At 63.8% G+C, this 15,951-nt stretch carries 15 protein-coding genes; 10 read left to right on the top strand and 5 right to left on the bottom strand.

All coding sequences use genetic code 11. The annotated features are described in order from the left end of the window. Nucleotides 1-25: 25 nt before the first annotated feature. Nucleotides 26-943 (top strand): UDP-3-O-acyl-N-acetylglucosamine deacetylase, encoded by a 918-nt coding sequence (lpxC, locus tag U5822_RS03110; protein WP_127330694.1) that lies wholly within the window; start codon nucleotides 26-28, stop codon nucleotides 941-943. Nucleotides 944-954: 11 nt separating this feature from the next. Here lpxC and U5822_RS03105 read toward each other — a convergent pair whose 3' ends face one another. Next, entirely contained in the window at nucleotides 955-1,401 is a 447-nt protein-coding gene (locus U5822_RS03105; RefSeq protein ID WP_322854158.1) for a DUF721 domain-containing protein, read from the bottom strand. A gap of 231 nt (nucleotides 1,402-1,632) precedes the next feature. On the opposite strand from U5822_RS03105, the gene U5822_RS03100 reads away from it, so the two are divergent. From U5822_RS03100 to ribA, 6 genes are all read left to right on the top strand, one after another. Then, nucleotides 1,633-2,568 (top strand): M23 family metallopeptidase, encoded by a 936-nt coding sequence (locus U5822_RS03100; protein ID WP_322854157.1) that lies wholly within the window; start codon nucleotides 1,633-1,635, stop codon nucleotides 2,566-2,568. Between the two features lie 195 nt (nucleotides 2,569-2,763). After that, complete coding sequence (gene secA / locus U5822_RS03095; RefSeq protein ID WP_322854156.1) at nucleotides 2,764-5,517, top strand: preprotein translocase subunit SecA; 2,754 nt, start codon at nucleotides 2,764-2,766, stop codon at nucleotides 5,515-5,517. A gap of 105 nt (nucleotides 5,518-5,622) precedes the next feature. Continuing rightward, the gene (gene argJ / locus U5822_RS03090) at nucleotides 5,623-6,840 is read left to right on the top strand and encodes a bifunctional glutamate N-acetyltransferase/amino-acid acetyltransferase ArgJ (RefSeq protein WP_322854155.1); all 1,218 of its coding nucleotides are present in this window, start codon (nucleotides 5,623-5,625) and stop codon (nucleotides 6,838-6,840) included. Nucleotide 6,841: 1 nt separating this feature from the next. Beyond that, entirely contained in the window at nucleotides 6,842-7,810 is a 969-nt protein-coding gene (locus U5822_RS03085; RefSeq protein WP_322854154.1) for a Nudix family hydrolase, read from the top strand. Between the two features lie 77 nt (nucleotides 7,811-7,887). After that, the gene (gene moaC / locus U5822_RS03080; protein ID WP_322854153.1) at nucleotides 7,888-8,376 is read left to right on the top strand and encodes a cyclic pyranopterin monophosphate synthase MoaC; all 489 of its coding nucleotides are present in this window, start codon (nucleotides 7,888-7,890) and stop codon (nucleotides 8,374-8,376) included. A gap of 134 nt (nucleotides 8,377-8,510) precedes the next feature. Continuing rightward, on the top strand, nucleotides 8,511-9,125 hold the full coding sequence (ribA, locus tag U5822_RS03075; protein ID WP_322854152.1) for a GTP cyclohydrolase II: 615 nt from the start codon (nucleotides 8,511-8,513) through the stop codon (nucleotides 9,123-9,125). A gap of 78 nt (nucleotides 9,126-9,203) precedes the next feature. Here the strand turns inward: ribA and dxs are convergent, their stop codons facing one another. The 4 genes from dxs to U5822_RS03055 all read right to left on the bottom strand — a co-directional run bounded on the left by dxs (nucleotide 9,204) and on the right by U5822_RS03055 (nucleotide 13,246). Further along, entirely contained in the window at nucleotides 9,204-11,135 is a 1,932-nt protein-coding gene (gene dxs, locus U5822_RS03070) for a 1-deoxy-D-xylulose-5-phosphate synthase (RefSeq protein WP_322854151.1), read from the bottom strand. Between the two features lie 131 nt (nucleotides 11,136-11,266). Next, nucleotides 11,267-12,145, bottom strand: a complete 879-nt coding sequence (locus U5822_RS03065) for a polyprenyl synthetase family protein (protein ID WP_425258694.1) — start codon at nucleotides 12,143-12,145, stop codon at nucleotides 11,267-11,269. A gap of 17 nt (nucleotides 12,146-12,162) precedes the next feature. Next, complete coding sequence (locus U5822_RS03060; RefSeq protein WP_322854149.1) at nucleotides 12,163-12,417, bottom strand: exodeoxyribonuclease VII small subunit; 255 nt, start codon at nucleotides 12,415-12,417, stop codon at nucleotides 12,163-12,165. Between the two features lie 55 nt (nucleotides 12,418-12,472). Then, nucleotides 12,473-13,246, bottom strand: coding sequence for an NRDE family protein (locus U5822_RS03055; protein ID WP_322854201.1), 774 nt, complete (start codon nucleotides 13,244-13,246; stop codon nucleotides 12,473-12,475). A 90-nt stretch (nucleotides 13,247-13,336) separates the two neighbouring features. Between U5822_RS03055 and U5822_RS03050 the strand changes: the two genes are divergently transcribed. The 3 genes from U5822_RS03050 to U5822_RS03040 are packed head-to-tail and all read left to right on the top strand — an operon-like array spanning nucleotide 13,337 to nucleotide 15,769. Beyond that, entirely contained in the window at nucleotides 13,337-14,134 is a 798-nt protein-coding gene (locus tag U5822_RS03050; RefSeq protein ID WP_322854148.1) for a sulfite exporter TauE/SafE family protein, read from the top strand. A gap of 10 nt (nucleotides 14,135-14,144) precedes the next feature. After that, nucleotides 14,145-14,933, top strand: coding sequence for a prolipoprotein diacylglyceryl transferase (gene lgt / locus U5822_RS03045; protein WP_322854147.1), 789 nt, complete (start codon nucleotides 14,145-14,147; stop codon nucleotides 14,931-14,933). Further along, the gene (locus U5822_RS03040; protein ID WP_322854146.1) at nucleotides 14,930-15,769 is read left to right on the top strand and encodes a thymidylate synthase; all 840 of its coding nucleotides are present in this window, start codon (nucleotides 14,930-14,932) and stop codon (nucleotides 15,767-15,769) included. The genes lgt and U5822_RS03040 overlap by 4 nt, the downstream gene beginning before the upstream one ends. Nucleotides 15,770-15,951 lie beyond the last annotated feature (182 nt).

Here is a 15,951-nt window from a genome sequence, read left to right as displayed (position 1 = left end):
CATTTTGTGACGGAATTATTAACCGATGATCAGACAACGGACACTTAAAAATACCATCCGTGCGACCGGTGTGGGGCTGCATTCCGGGGAGAAGGTCTACCTGACCCTGAAGCCCGCGCCCGTTGACTCGGGTATCATCTTCCGCCGTACGGATCTGGACCCGATGGTCGAGATTCGTGCCTGCGCGGAAAATGTTGGGGAGACCATGCTGTCCACGACGCTGGTAAAAGACGGTGTCCGTGTTGCGACAGTGGAACACCTACTGTCAGCTATGGCTGGTCTCGGTATCGATAACTGCTTTGTGGAACTCAGCGCCGCTGAAGTGCCGATCATGGATGGCTCCGCCGGACCCTTCGTGTTCCTGCTTCAGTCTGCAGGCATTGCCGAGCAGGAAGCGGCCAAGCGCTTTATCCGCATCAAGCGCGAAGTGACCATTGAAGAGGGTGACAAGAAGGCGACCTTCCTGCCATTCGAGGGCTTCAAGGTGAGCTTCGGCATCGACTTCGACCACCCGGTGTTCAAGGGGCGGGCGCAGACCGCCACCGTGGACTTCTCAAGCACCTCCTTCGTCAAGGAAGTGAGTCGGGCACGGACCTTCGGGTTCATGCGTGACATCGAGAAGCTGCGGGCCATGAACCTGGCGCTGGGCGGCAGTGTGGATAACGCCATCGTGGTTGACGACTACAAGATCCTGAACGAAGACGGTCTTCGTTACGACGACGAGTTCGTCAAGCACAAGGTGCTGGACGCCATCGGCGACCTGTATCTGCTTGGTAACAGCCTGATTGGTGAGTTCCGGGGCATCAAATCCGGTCACGATCTGAATAATAAGCTGCTCCGCAAGCTCAGGGCGGAAGAGGACGCATGGGAAGTGGTGACCTTCGACGACGAAGCCACCGCGCCTATCTCCTACATGAAACCTGTGCTGGCGGCCCAGGCTTAAGGCGGGAGGCCTTAAGTCCGGACGTGGCTTGCGAGTTTTTCGAGAACCTCGCGTAGTTTTTTATCCTTCGTGTGCCCGGCTTCCTCTTTGAGGAGCCGGGCATTTTCTTTGCTGAGCGGTTCTTTCCGGAACGTCGGTTTTTCCTGAAAGCGGGGTGGGCTCACCTTCACCTTCAGTTTCCAGACGAACTGGAAAGCTTCGTGCTCGCGCACCTTCTCCATGATTTCGTGCTGGCGAAACCGAATCTGGCTGGCCTTGCCGGCACTTTCCGCGGACAGCACCAATTCGCCCTCCTTCAGGCTGACAAAGCGGGTACCGCTGGCCAGGCCCTTCGGCAGGGCAGCCAGGACCTGATATTCGGCCTGCCGGTGCAGCTCGGCCTTGGCCATGAGCTCGCGCAAGACCGGGGTGCCGCCGAGCCGGTCCAGGCTTACTTTTTGCTCACTTTTTCGTTTCATGGCGGGTTTTCGCTCGACGGATTCGTTTACGATTGGTTACACTTCGGCACGGTTTATGCGTAGTGCCTGTTCCTGACTCGTTTTACATTGAGAAATCTCAGTATGTCTACCCGGGCCCTACGACTTCTTGTACGTAGTTGTTGTCATGGACGGCAGGCCCACTCGGAAAATTTCCGGGGCGCAACACTACAGGATTAAGGTTGCGGCTCCATGGCGAAATCAGAAAACACTATGAACATTATCCTTGTTGGCAAGCGTCATGGGCAATCCCGTGTCGTCGCGTTGAACGGAGCCCTGGTGGCAGGCCTGGTCGCGGTTGCGCTGGCGTTGCTGGTGGCGGCGGGCTGGACCGGCTATCAGGTCGCTGTCAGCAAGGCCGAGGCGGCGGAACCGACGCCCTCTGAACTGGTGGCCCATTGGCAGGCCCGTCTGGCCGAGCAGAAATCCGAGCTGGCCTCGGTCGAGCAACAGGTTCAGCAACAGGTCGATGCGCTGACCCTGCGCCTGGGCCAGATGCAGGGCCGGCTGCTCCGGCTGGATGCCCTGGGGCAGCGGTTTGTCGAATCCGGCCTGGTGGCCAGTGAGGAGTTCAATTTCAACGAGCCGGCAGCCGTTGGCGGGCCGGAAGGCGAGGGCGAACGGGAGTCGTTCACCGCGCCGGCACTGACGGCCATGATCAAGCGGCTCGAATCCCAGCTGGCGGACCGGGAACAGCAGCTGCGCCTGCTGGACAAGCTCGCGTCCCGTCAGAAACTGGAAGACGAGATGTTCGTGGAGGGCCGGCCGATCACCTGGGGCTGGCTGTCCTCCAAGTACGGCTACCGCTCCGACCCCTTCACCGGCAAACGCACCTGGCACGATGGCGTTGACCTGGCCGGCAAGGAAGGCAGCGACATCATTTCCGTGGCCGGGGGCGTGGTGACCTGGGCCGGCGAGCGCTACGGCTACGGCAATCTGGTGGAAATCGACCACGGCGACGGTCTGGTGACTCGCTACGGGCACTGCAAGACCATCAAGGTCAATGTCGGCGATGTCGTGCAGAAAGGCCAGGTGGTGGCGCTGATGGGCAGCACCGGTCGCTCGACCGGCCCGCACGTGCACTTCGAGGTCCTGAGCAACGGCCGCTCCAAGGATCCGGTCAAGTACATCGCCCGCTCCAGCAACTGAGCCTGGGCCGGTGCTCACCGGCCCGTTGGTTTCCCAATCCCTTCCCCGTTCCGTCGCCCCGAAGGCGCCCTGGCCGGCGCCCAGCACTTCAACGGCTTAGCCCAAACACCGCGGCTGTGCGCCCTACCTTTTGTCCTGTTGCGAAATAAGGTTAGAATGCCGGCTTCCTCCGTTTAATCAAAGAAGCAGTGGTCTATGTTCACAAAGCTTGCAACTAAGATGTTCGGCAGTAAAAACGCCAGGGAAATCAAGCGAATGCGTAAGCTGGTTGCGCGCATCAACGAACTTGAAGAGCAATTTGGCAATTTGTCGGACTCTGAGCTGCAAGGCAAGACCGCTGAATTTCGTCGTCGCCTGGAGGACGGCGAAACCCTGGAAGCCCTGTTGCCAGAGGCCTTTGCCACGGTTCGGGAGGCCAGCCGCCGGGTCATGGGCATGCGTCATTACGATGTTCAGCTGATCGGTGGTATCACCCTGCACGAAGGCCACATCGCCGAGATGAAGACCGGTGAGGGTAAGACGCTGGTTGCGACCGCGTCGGTGTACCTGAATGCGCTGCCGGGCAAGGGCGTACACGTGGTTACCGTGAACGACTACCTGGCCCGCCGTGACGCCGAGTGGATGGGCAAGCTCTACCGCTTCCTGGGGCTTCAGGTCGGTGTGGTGGCCTCGGGCCAGCCGGCGGAAGAGAAGCGCGCCGCCTACCAGGCCGACATCACCTACGGCACCAACAACGAGTTCGGCTTTGATTACCTGCGCGACAACATGGCGTTCAGCACCGAGGACAAGGTTCAGCGTGGCCTGAACTACGCCATCGTGGACGAGGTCGACTCCATCCTGATCGACGAAGCCCGGACCCCGCTGATCATTTCCGGCGCGGCCGAGGACAGCTCCAAGCTGTACAAGGCCGTGAACGAACTGATTCCGAACCTCGAGAAGGGCGAGGTGCCGGAAGACGGTGAGCCCACCGGCGATTTCACCATCGACGAAAAATCCCGGCAGGTGGAATTGACCGAGAGTGGTCACGAGCGGGTCGAGGAACTGCTGCTGCAGAAGGAGCTGCTGGCTGAGGGCGAAAGCCTGTACTCGGCGGCGAACCTGAGCCTGCTGCACCACGTGCACTCGGCCCTGCGCGCCCATCACCTGTTCCAGAAAGACGTGGATTACATTGTCCAGGGCGGCCAGGTGGTGATCGTCGACGAACATACCGGCCGGACCATGCCCGGACGGCGCTGGAGTGAAGGTCTGCACCAGGCGGTGGAAGCCAAGGAAGGGGTCAACATCCAGGCCGAGAGCCAGACCCTCGCCTCCACCACCTTCCAGAATTACTTCCGCCTGTACGACAAGCTGGCGGGGATGACCGGTACCGCCGACACCGAGGCGTTTGAGTTCCGCCAGATCTACGGCCTGGACGTGGTGGTGATTCCGCCCAACAAGCCGATCCAGCGCATCGATTACAACGACCTGGTGTACCTGACCCAGGAAGAGAAATTCCACGCCATCATCGACGAGATCAAGGATGTCACCACCGAGGGGCGTCCGATCCTGGTGGGTACCGCGTCCATCGAGGCCTCCGAGCTGCTGTCCATGCTGCTCAAGAAGGCCCGCATCGATCACAAGATCCTGAACGCCAAGCAGCACGAATCCGAGGCCCTGATCATTGCCCAGGCCGGGCGGCCAGGGGCGGTCACCATTGCCACCAACATGGCCGGTCGTGGTACCGACATCGTGCTGGGCGGCAACTGGGAGTTTGAGGTGGCGGACCTCGACAACCCGTCCGAGGAAGAAGTCGCCCGAGTCAAGGCTGCGTGGACCGAGCGCCACAACCAGGTGCTGGAGGCCGGTGGCCTGCACATCATTGGCACCGAGCGTCACGAATCCCGCCGTATCGACAACCAGCTCCGTGGTCGTGCCGGCCGTCAGGGTGACCCGGGTTCCTCCCGTTTCTTCCTGTCCCTGGAAGACAACCTGATGCGGATTTTCGCCCCGGATCGGGTCAAGAGCCTGATGCAGGCCATGGGCATGAAGAAGGGCGAGGCCATCGAACACCGCATGGTCACCAACGCCATCGAAAAATCCCAGCGCAAGGTGGAAGGCCGCAACTTCGATATGCGCAAGACCCTGCTGGAGTACGACGACGTCGCCAACGACCAGCGTACGGTGATCTACGAGCAGCGTAACGAAGTGATGTCGTCCGAGGACATCTCCGAAATGGTCGATACCATCCGGGCCGACGTCGTCGACTCGCTGGTCAGCGAATACATCCCGCCCCAGAGCATGCCGGAGCAGTGGGACGTGCCTGGTCTCGAGGCCCAGCTGCAGACGGAAATGGCGATCGAGCTGCCGGTGCAGAAGTGGCTGGACGAAGACAGCAAACTGTACGAGGAGAACCTGCGCGCCAAGATCCTCGACGAGATCGTGACCGCCTACAAGGCCAAGGAAGAGATCGCCGGTTCCGAGCCCATGCGCAAGTTTGAGAAGCAGGTGTTCCTGCAGGTGCTCGATACCCTCTGGAAAGAGCACCTGTCCAACATGGACCATCTGCGGCGCGGCATCCACCTGCGTGGCTACGCCCAGAAGAACCCCAAGCAGGAATACAAGCGCGAGGCGTTCAACCTGTTTGAGGACATGCTGGAAACCATGAAGCGCGACGTGACCCGGGTGCTGTGTCACGTTCGGGTTCAGAGCCGCGAGGAGATGGAAGAGGTCGAGCGCCGGCGCAAGCAGGAGCTCGAGCAGGAACTGGCCCGGGCCCGTCTGCGTCACGACCAGACCAGCGCCACCGCTGAAAGCCAGCCCGAGGGCGGTGCCCAGGGCGGCCAGAGTGGCCAGCAGACGGCGGCGACACCGGAAACCTTCGTCCGACAGGAGCGCAAGGTTGGGCGCAATGAGCCCTGTCCGTGCGGGTCTGGCAAGAAGTACAAGCAGTGCCATGGCAAGGTGAGCTGATCACCGGCACTGCCAGGAATTGAGAGACCCGCAACCTGCCGCTGCAGGCTGCGGGTTTTTACGTTTTGCACCGCCTGTTACAGGCGTTTTCAGAGGAGACACAGGATGGCGGTAGGTCCCGGAACCTTGCCTGAATTTTTCCCGGTCGCGGGCGTCAAGCTGGGCATTGCCAGCGCCGGAATCAAAAAGCCCGGTCGCAAGGACCTGGTGGTGTTCGAACTGGCCCCGGAGAGCCGGGTGGCCGGTATTTTCACCCGCAACCAGTTCTGCGCCGCCCCGGTGGTCCTCAGTCGCCGTCACCTGGCCGAACAGGCCCCGCGCTACCTGATGATCAACACCGGTAACGCCAACGCCGGCACCGGTGAACGGGGCATGAAAGACGCCCAGGCCTGCTGCCAGGCCCTGGCGGAGCATGCGGGCGTCAGCGCCAACCAGGTGCTGCCGTTTTCCACCGGGGTCATTGGCGAACCGCTGCCGGTGGCCAAGATTGTCGATGCCTTGCCCGCGGCCCTGGCGGACGCCGCTGAGCATCATTGGCCCGAGGCGGCCCGGGGCATCATGACCACCGACACCCGGCCCAAGGGGGCCTCCTGCCAGGTCGATCTGGACGGACACACGGTGACGATTTCCGGTATCAGCAAGGGCGCGGGCATGATCCGTCCCAACATGGCTACCATGCTGGGCTTCATTGCCACCGACGCGCGCATCGAGCCGGGGCTGCTGCAGACCCTGGCCTCGGAGCTGGGCGAGCAGTCCTTCAACCGCATCACCATCGATGGCGATACCTCCACCAACGACTGTTGCATGCTGGTGGCGAGCGGCCAGTACGGCGGTCCGGAAATCACCGCGGACAGCCCGGCGCTGCCGCAGTTGCGGGAAGCCCTGCGCCAGATTTACCTGGACCTGGCGCACGCCATCGTCCGGGACGGTGAAGGTGCCACCAAGTTCGTCACCATTGCGGTCAGCGGCGCTGCGACCCAGCAGGAGGCCCTGGACGTCGCCTACACAGTGGCGCATTCGCCCCTGGTCAAGACTGCGCTGTTCGCGTCCGACCCCAACTGGGGCCGGATTCTGGCGGCCGTGGGCCGGGCCGGGGTGCCGGACCTGGACCTGTCGGCGCTGGAAATCTTCCTGGGTGATGTGTGCCTGGTGCGCCAGGGCGGCCGGGCCGATGACTACTCCGAGGCGCGCGGCCAGGCGGTCATGGATCGCGAGGACATCACCATTGCCATCGATCTGAAGCGGGGCGAAATCGCCGAAACCGTCTGGACCTGCGACTTTTCCCACGACTACGTCACCATCAATGCCGAGTACCGGACCTGAGATGACCGCTGCCACACCGATCCGGGAAATCCATGTGGCGGTCGCCGTGGTCATTCGCGACGGTAAGGTCCTGATTGCACGTCGCCCCGACCACGTGCATCAGGGCGGGTTGCTGGAGTTTCCCGGCGGCAAGGTCGAGGCCGGGGAGTCGGTCCAGCAGGCGCTGGTCCGGGAGCTGGCGGAGGAAACCGGCCTGACGGTGCCGGAGACGTCGCTGGAGCCGGTGATTGGCATTCGCCATAACTACGGTGACAAGCAGGTGTTCCTGGATGTCTGGCGCACTGCCGAGGCCCAGGGCACACCCGAGGGTCGGGAAGGCCAGCCGATCGAATGGCTGGCACCGTCCAGCCTCAACGATGACGATTTTCCCGCCGCCAACCGGCCGATCATTCGGGCCCTGAGGCTGCCGTCCGTGCTGGCCATCACCGGGCCCATGGCGTCGGTGGAGCAGGGCGTGGCCCGATTGGTTGCCGGGCTCAAGGCCAAGCCCCAGGCGCTGGTGCTACTGCGGGCCCCTGAGCTAGAGCCCGCGGTTTACCGGGATCTGGCGCAGCAGGCGCTGCCGCTGTGCCGGCAGGCGGGGGCGGGTGTCCTGGTGCACGGGGCCCCGGAGCGCTTCCACGAAACCCCCGGGGCCGCCGGCGTGCACCTGCCCTGGCGCGAGGCCGCCACGCTGCAGACCCGGCCCATCGGTTCTGAGGCCTGGCTGGGGGTGTCCTGCCACAACGCTGAGCAGATCGCCCATGCCCAGCGCCTGGGTGCCGACTACGTCACCCTGGGTCCGGTTCAGGCCACCGCCACCCATCCGGGGGCCGACGCCATGGGGTGGACGGCGTTCCAGAGCCTGGTGGCGGCCGCCGCCGTACCGGTCTACGGGTTGGGCGGGCTCGCCGATACCGACGCCGGCCGGGCCCGGCGTGATGGCGGGCAGGGCGCCGCCGGCATCCGGTTCTGGTGGCCGGAACACTGAGGCCAGGGGCCGGGGCATCTCTGGTATGCTCTGGGTGATCAGGCCGCTTTTCAGCCCTACAACAGCTTGGAGATACCGTGAGTAAATTGACACACCTGGACGACAAGGGCGAAGCCCGCATGGTCGATGTCACCGACAAGGCCGTGACCGAGCGTGAAGCCCGGGCCGAGGCCTCGATCCGCATGGCGCCGGAAACCCTGAACATGATCATCGAGGGCGAGCATCCCAAGGGCGACGTCCTCGCCGTGGCGCGCATCGCCGGGATCATGGCGGCCAAGAAAACCCACGAGCTCATTCCCCTGTGCCACGCCCTCAACCTCACGTCGGTCAAGGTGGAACTCAACCCCGGAGCCGACGGCGCGTCGGTCCATATCCTCACCCGCTGCAAGCTGTCGGGCCAGACCGGGGTCGAGATGGAAGCCCTGACCGCCGCCAGTGTTGCCGCCCTGACCCTGTACGACATGTGCAAGGCGGTCGACCGCGGCATGGAGATCGGCTCGGTGCGGCTGCTGGAGAAAAAGGGCGGTCGCAGCGGTCACTGGGTTGCGCCCGGATCCAACGCCTAATCCGACCCACCGGCTATTTCGTAAAGCTCTGATATCCCAGGACGGTTGGAGGAGCTACAGTGTCGGGACTACGCCAAGCCGACGGCCGCGTGCTAGAATGCGCGGCCCGATTGATTGAACCACGAGGAAAGACTGTGGCTGTTCGTTACATCCAGACCTGCCGGTTGCCCACCCCGTTTGGGGTCTTCGACATGCACGGCTTTGAGGAGCCGGATACTGGCAAGGAGCACGTGGCCCTCACTCTGGGTGAGCTGGACAGTTCTGAGCCCATGCTGGCCCGGACCCACTCCGAATGCCTCACCGGTGATGCCCTGTACAGCATGCGCTGTGACTGCGGCTATCAGCTGGAAGAGGCGCTGCGCAGCATCGCCCGGGAAGGACGGGGCATCCTGCTGTATCTGCGTCAGGAAGGCCGCGGCATTGGCCTGCTGAACAAGATCCGGGCCTACCACCTGCAGGATCAGGGCGCGGACACGGTGGAGGCCAACGAACAGCTGGGCTTCGCCGCCGATCTTCGTGACTACAGCATGTGCAAGGACATGCTGGAGCATCTGGGCATCAAGAGCCTGCGATTGATGACCAACAACCCCCGCAAGGTCAAGGCCCTGTCGTCCTACGGCATCGACATCACCGAGCGGGTGCCGCTCCACGTGGGCCGCAATCCCCACAACGAGCAGTACCTGGCCACCAAGCAGAGCAAGCTTGGTCACTGGCTGGAAACCCATCAGGACGACGAGCCCGACGTCTGACGTTGAGGCGTGTTCCAGAATCAAAAAGCCCGCCAATTGGCGGGCTTTTTGTTGCCTTGAGTGAACCTGGGCGGCGGGTTATTTGACCGCTTTCAGAGACTGGTGCCGCAGTCGCTCCATGCGCTCGGCAATGGCGGTGCGAATGCCCTCGGCATCCAGGCCGCAGTCGTGCAGCAGTTCGCCATGCTTGCCGTGGTCAATGAAGGTGTCCGGCAGACCCAGTTGCAGCGTTGGCATCACCACTTCCCGCTGATTCAGGAACTCGGTCACGGCGCTGCCGGCACCGCCTGCCACGGTGTTTTCCTCCAGGGTCACCAGCAGCTCGTGCTGCTCGGCCAGGGCCAGCACCAGCTCCTCATCCAGTGGTTTGACGAAGCGCATGTCGGCAACCGTGGCGCCCAGTGCCTCGGCCGCTTCCAGCGCGGCCGGTAACAGGGTGCCGAAGTTCAGGATGGCGACACCGCTGCCGTCCCGGACCTGGCGGCCCTTGCCCAGGAGCAGGGCGGTCAGCTGCTGCTCGATCTCGGCGCCCGGGCCAGTACCACGGGGGTAACGAACGGCGGCCGGGCCCTGGAACATCAGGCCGGTGTGCAGCAGCTGTCGGGTTTCGTTCTCGTCCGACGGCGTCATCACCACCATGTTGGGGATGCAGCGCAGGTAGCTGATGTCGAAGGCGCCGGCGTGGGTGGGGCCGTCTTCGCCCACCAGGCCGGCGCGGTCGATGGCGAACAACACATCCAGATTCTGGATGGCAACGTCATGAATCAGCTGGTCGTAGCCGCGCTGCAGGAAGGTGGAGTAGATCGCCACCACCGGCTTGGCACCGTCGCAGGCCAGGCCGGCGGCCAGGGTCACCGAGTGCTGCTCGGCAATCGCGACGTCAAAGTAGCGGTCCGGGAACCGCTCCGAGAATGCCAACAGGTCAGAGCCTTCGCACATGGCCGGGGTAATGCCCACCACCCGCTCGTCTTGAGCCGCGGCGTCGCACAGCCACTGACCGAAGACATTGGCGTACTTGGGCTTGGCCGGGGTGGCGGGTACCGGTTCCGGTTTGCTGGCCGGCACCGGCTCGATCTTGTTGATGGCGTGATAGCCGATCGGATCCGCCTCGGCCGGCGCAAAGCCCTTGCCTTTGGTGGTCACCACGTGCAGGAACTGCGGGCCTTCCAGCTCGCGGATGTTCTCCAGGGTCTCCACCAGCAGTGGCAGATCGTGGCCATCGATTGGGCCGATGTAGTTGAAGCCCAGCTCCTCGAACAGGGTGCCGGGGGCAATCATGCCCTTGAAGTGCTCCTCGGTCTTCTTGGCCAGCGCCATCAGGTGCGGGGTACCCTGAAGCACCCGCTTGCTGCTGTCGCGAACCTGGTTGTAGGTGCGGCTGGACAGCAGTTTGGCGAAGTAGTTGGACAGGCCACCGACGTTGCGGGAAATGGACATGTCGTTGTCATTCAGGATCACCAGCATGTCCGCGTGCAGGTGGCCGGCGTGGTTCAGGGCCTCAAAGGCCATGCCCGCGGTCATGGCGCCGTCGCCGATCACGGCAATGCTCTTGCGCCCGGTGTTCTGCATGCGGGCGGCAATGGCCATGCCGAGCGCGGCGCTGATGGAGGTGCTGGAGTGGCCGACGCCAAAGGTGTCGTACTCACTCTCGGCCCGTTTTGGGAATCCGGCCAGACCGTCCTTGCGGCGGATGCTGCCCATCTGCTCGCGCCGACCGGTCAGGATCTTGTGCGGGTAGGCCTGGTGGCCGACGTCCCAGACCAGCCGATCCTCGGGGGTGTTGAAGACATAGTGCAGGGCGACGGTCAGCTCGAGCACACCGAGGCCGGCGCCGAAGTGGCCGCCGGTCTGGCCCACTGACCACAGCAGAAACGCCCGGAGCTCCCTGGCCAGCTGGGTCAGCTGGTCCGCAGGCAACTCGCGCAACTGGGCCGGTGAATCCATCCGGTCCAGCAACGGCGTGTTCGGCCGCTGCGACGGGATTTCCTTGAAAATATAAGTGTCCTGCATCTGCTCGGGTCTTTTCCGGAATGTTCGGCAACTGCCTGGCATTATAAGGGAACAGGCTAGGCTGTTTCACACCTATCGGGCCAGATATTGCGAGATTGTGACGTCAGTGTGCGCCCTGGCGGCGCCGGGGTTCAATGGCTGCGTGCCACCACGTAGTCGGCCATGGCCCGCAGCGGATCCGCCTCGGGGCCAAAATCGCGCAGGCTGTCCAGGGCGCCGGACAGCAGGGTGGCCAGGTGTTCCCGGGCTCCGGCGATGCCGAGCAGGGCGGGGAAGGTGGGTTTGGCCCGAGCCACATCCGAACCCTGGGGTTTACCGATGACCTCGGTGTCGCCTTCGATGTCCAGCAGGTCGTCCTGAACCTGAAACGCCAGACCCAGGGCCTTGGCGTAGGTTGCCAGACTCGCCAGCGCGGTCTCCGACACGGCCGGTGCGGTCAGGGCGCCCAGGGTGACGCTGGCCTCGATCAGGGCGCCGGTCTTGTGCCGGTGCATGGTTTCTAGTTCGGCCAGGGTCAGGGTCTTGCCCACCGACTCCAGGTCGATGGCCTGGCCGCCGACCATGCCGCCGTGTCCGCTCGCCCGCGCCAGCGCCCGAACCATCGCCAGCCGCGCCGGCGCCGAGGTGGCGGGGGCGTCGGCCAGGCGATCAAAGGCCAGGGCCTGCAGGGCGTCGCCGGCCAGAATGGCGGTGGCCTCGTCGAACGCGATGTGGGCGGTCGGCCGGCCACGGCGCAGCTCGTCGTCGTCCATCGCGGGTAGATCGTCGTGAATCAGGGAATAGGCGTGGATCAGCTCCACCGCGCAGGCCGGCACCAGGGCCTGCTCGCTGCTCTGGCCGACCGCTCGGGCAGCGGCCAGGCACAAGGCCGGACGAATGCGTTTGCCACCGCCCAGCACGCTGTAACGCATGGCCTGCTGCAGCCGGTCTGAGGCCGAGCTTTGCGCGATGCTTCGGTCCAGTTCGGCATCCACGCGGACACGGCAGGTTTCCAGGAAATCCGCGGCCAGTTGCATAGGGTCAGTCATCAGTCGGCATCATCCGGGGTGAACGGACGGGTTTCCAGGGTGCCGTCGCTGTTCTGCACCAGCTGTTCAACCCGCTGTTCCGCACTCTTGAGGGCTTGCTGGCACTCTCGGGTCAGTTTTACCCCGCGTTCAAACGCCGTCAGCGACTGCTCCAGGGACAGCTCGCCCTGTTCCAGATCCCGGACGAGCCGTTCCAGCTCATCAAGGGATTTTTCGAAGTCGGCTATGGACGTGGCGCTTTGTTCACTGGCCATCGATGGCTCTCCGATCGGGTGTCTGAATTTCGCGGATTATACCAGAGCTTGGCGGTCATCGCTGCCAGTGAAACTGGCGGCACTGGAGGGCTTCGGCGTTGGCGCCCCAGCTTTGCTCACTGACCCGAATCTCGCCCGTGGCCGCAACGGTAATCACCGTGGTGGCGCGGGTGCCGTAACCGTCGCCGACAATAAACGGCGACGACAGGAAACGCTCGGTGTCGAGGCCGACGCCGGTATCGGGCAGCAGGTGATCCGGCGCCGGGGTCGTGTCCTGCAGCAGGCCAATGAGGTCCCGGTGCAGGGCGTCGGCATCGTCATCGGCGTCGGCCACGGCGTGGGCGACATTCTGGCGCAGGCGCAGCAGCTTGGGCCAGGGCGTTTGCAACAGATGGTTGCTGAGGCCATAGGCGCCCCGGTGCACCTGCCGGCCGGGGTGCGCGTCGCGGTTGCTGTAGTACCAGCCGTTGTCGGTGTCCAGGCGCACGAGATTGAAGCCGGCGTACTGGTCGGGCGCGCTCGACAGGGCGGTCGCCAGATCCGGCTGCGACTCCTCGAGAGCCCGCAGCGGCAGTTCTCCGCGGCTGTGGAACCCGGCCTCCGGGGAGCCCTCGCGGACGTTGGTGACGGCGCTGATGGTGCCGTCCGCGCGCACGGCCAGCCAGGTGCCGCCCGATTGCAGGTCGCGACCGGCGAGCACCCGGGTGCCGCGGTGGGTGCTCCACCAGTCCATGGCGGCCGTCGGGCGCCGGAAGAATTCGTCACGGTTGGCTGCCACCACCAGGGGGAAATGGCGGCTCTGGCCCAGGGTAAAGGCGATCAGGCACATGCTCTTGCGCAAGGCTCCTGCGGTTAATGAAGTTGCCGGTTCCGGTGTGTATCATACCAGCCTTAATTTCCTGGGGTTGTGATCACCGCAATGAGCCTGCTGTTCGTCGTTGCTTCCTACCTGGCGCTGGGCGCCCTGGCTGGCACCCTGGCTGGGCTTTTCGGCATTGGTGGTGGTTTGATCATTGTCCCGGTGCTGATCTTCAGTTTCGGTGCCCAGGGCGTCAGTGCCGAAGTGGCGGCCCATCTGGCGGTTGGCACGTCGCTGGCGACCATCGTCTTCACATCCCTTAGCTCCATTCGCTCGCACCATCAGCGCAACGCCGTGCGCTGGGAAATCTTCCGACCCATGGCGGTCGGCATTGTGGTTGGTGCCGTGGTGGGGGCCTGGTCGGCGTCGCTGTTGAGCGGTCCGGCGCTGGAACTGGTGATCGGCGTGTTTGTGATTGCCGTGGCCATCAAGATGCTGGCCGGCGCCGACCCGAAACCCGGCCGGGCGGTCCCGGGCCCGGTCGGCCTGACCCCCGCCGGTGGCGTCATTGGCTGGGCCTCGGCGATCTTTGGCATCGGTGGCGGCACCCTCACTGTGCCGTACCTGAGCTGGTGCAATGTGCGTATGCAGCAGGCCGTGGGCACCTCGGCCGCCTGCGGTCTGCCGATTGCCGTTGCTGGCGCCCTGGGCAATATCGGCACCGGCTGGAACAACCCCAATTTGCCCGAGTACAGTCTTGGCTTCATTTATCTGCCGGCTCTGCTTGGCATCATCCCGACCAGCGTGGTATTCGCCCGGGTCGGGGCCGTTCTGGCGCACCGCCTGGACGGAGCCCTGTTAAAACGAATCTTCGCCGTAATCCTGCTGGTGTTGGGATTTCGCTTCCTTCTGAGCTGAGAGGTTGTCGATGCTGCAGCATCCCCAGATTGACCCGGTGGCCATTGCCATCGGCCCCATCAAAATTCACTGGTATGGCCTGACCTACCTGGTCGGTTTCGTCGCCGGCTGGTGGCTGGGGCGCCTGCGCACCCGCAAGCCCTGGTCGCCGATCAACGAAGAGCAGATGGGCGACCTGCTGTTCTACCTGGCCCTGGGCGTGATCCTGGGCGGCCGCTTCGGCTACGTGCTGTTTTACAATTTCGACGCCTTCCTGGCCGACCCGCTTTGGCTACTGCGAGTCTGGGAAGGTGGCATGTCCTTCCACGGCGGCCTGCTCGGTGTGATGCTGGCCATGTGGTGGTACGGCCGCAAGGTGGGCGCCGGGTTCTGGAAAATCGCCGACTTCGTCGCCCCGCTGGTGCCGGTCGGCCTGGGCGCCGGCCGCATTGGCAACTTCATCAACGGCGAGCTCTGGGGCAAGCCCACCGACGTGTCCTGGGGCATGGTGTTTCGCACCGCACCCGACAGCCTGGCCCGGCACCCGTCGCAGCTGTACCAGTTTGCCCTTGAAGGCGTGGCCCTGTTCGCCATCCTCTGGTGGTTTTCCGCCAATCCCCGGCCGCGCATGGCGGTGTCCGGCATGTTCCTGATCTTCTATGGCGTGTTCCGCTTCCTGGTGGAATTCGTGCGCGAGCCGGACCCGCAGCTCGGCTACCTGGCCTTCGATTGGCTCACCATGGGGCAGGTGCTGTCGACCCCCATGATTCTGGCCGGTGCCGTACTCATGTTTATCGCTTATCGGAGAACTGCAGAATGAAAGCCTACCTCGACCTGATGCAGGACGTCGTCGACAACGGATTCGACAAAGGTGACCGCACCGGCGTCGGCACCCGCTCGGTGTTCGGCCGGCAGTTGCGCTTCAACCTGCAGGACGGCTTTCCCCTGGTCACTACCAAGAAAGTGCACCTGCGCAGCATCATCTACGAGCTGCTCTGGTTTCTGAACGGTTCCACCGACAACAACTGGCTGAAGGAGCGCAAGGTCTCGATCTGGAACGAGTGGGCGCTGGAGGACGGCGACCTCGGCCCGATCTACGGCAAGCAGTGGCGCAGCTGGCAGTGCCCGGACGGCCGGGTGGTGGATCAGATCAGCGAAGTGATCGAGCAAATCAAAACCAAGCCCAACTCCCGCCGCCTGATCGTCTCCGCCTGGAACCCGGCCGAACTGCCGGACGAATCCATCGGGCCCCAGGACAACGTGCGGGAAGGGCGCATGGCCCTGGCGCCGTGCCACTGCCTGTTCCAGTTCTACGTCGCCAACGGCAAACTCTCCTGCCAACTCTACCAGCGCAGCGCCGACTTGTTCCTGGGCGTGCCGTTCAACATCGCCTCCTACGCCCTGCTGACCCACATGATCGCCCAGCAGTGCGACCTGGACGTGGGTGAGTTCGTGCACACCTTCGGTGACTGCCACCTGTACCAGAACCACCTCACCGACGACATCGTCTTCGAACAGCTCAAGCGCGAACCGCGGTCGCTGCCGAAGCTGGTGATCAAGCGCAAGCCGGCGTCTATCTTTGAGTATGAGCTGGAAGACTTTGAGTTTGAGGGGTATGAGCCGCATTCGGTGATTAAGGCGCCGATTGCGATCTAACGTGGGAGTTGGTTTTTCCGGCCCTCCTGTTGGGAGTGGCCGGGCGGTGGTTGGGGTGGTTCGAAAACCGCTGTGAACACGTCCGTGTGCGCTTGGCTCCGCCATCCCTGGCTCCGCACATTTTCGAACCACCCCAACCACCGCCCGACTTTGACCTGCGGAAAGGGACGATCGGGTAAAAC

Source organism: Marinobacter qingdaonensis, from assembly GCF_034555935.1.
Lineage (GTDB): Bacteria > Pseudomonadota > Gammaproteobacteria > Pseudomonadales > Oleiphilaceae > Marinobacter > Marinobacter qingdaonensis.
Note: the sequence above shows the minus strand (reverse complement) of the source record. Positions and strands in the feature narration are given on the sequence as shown.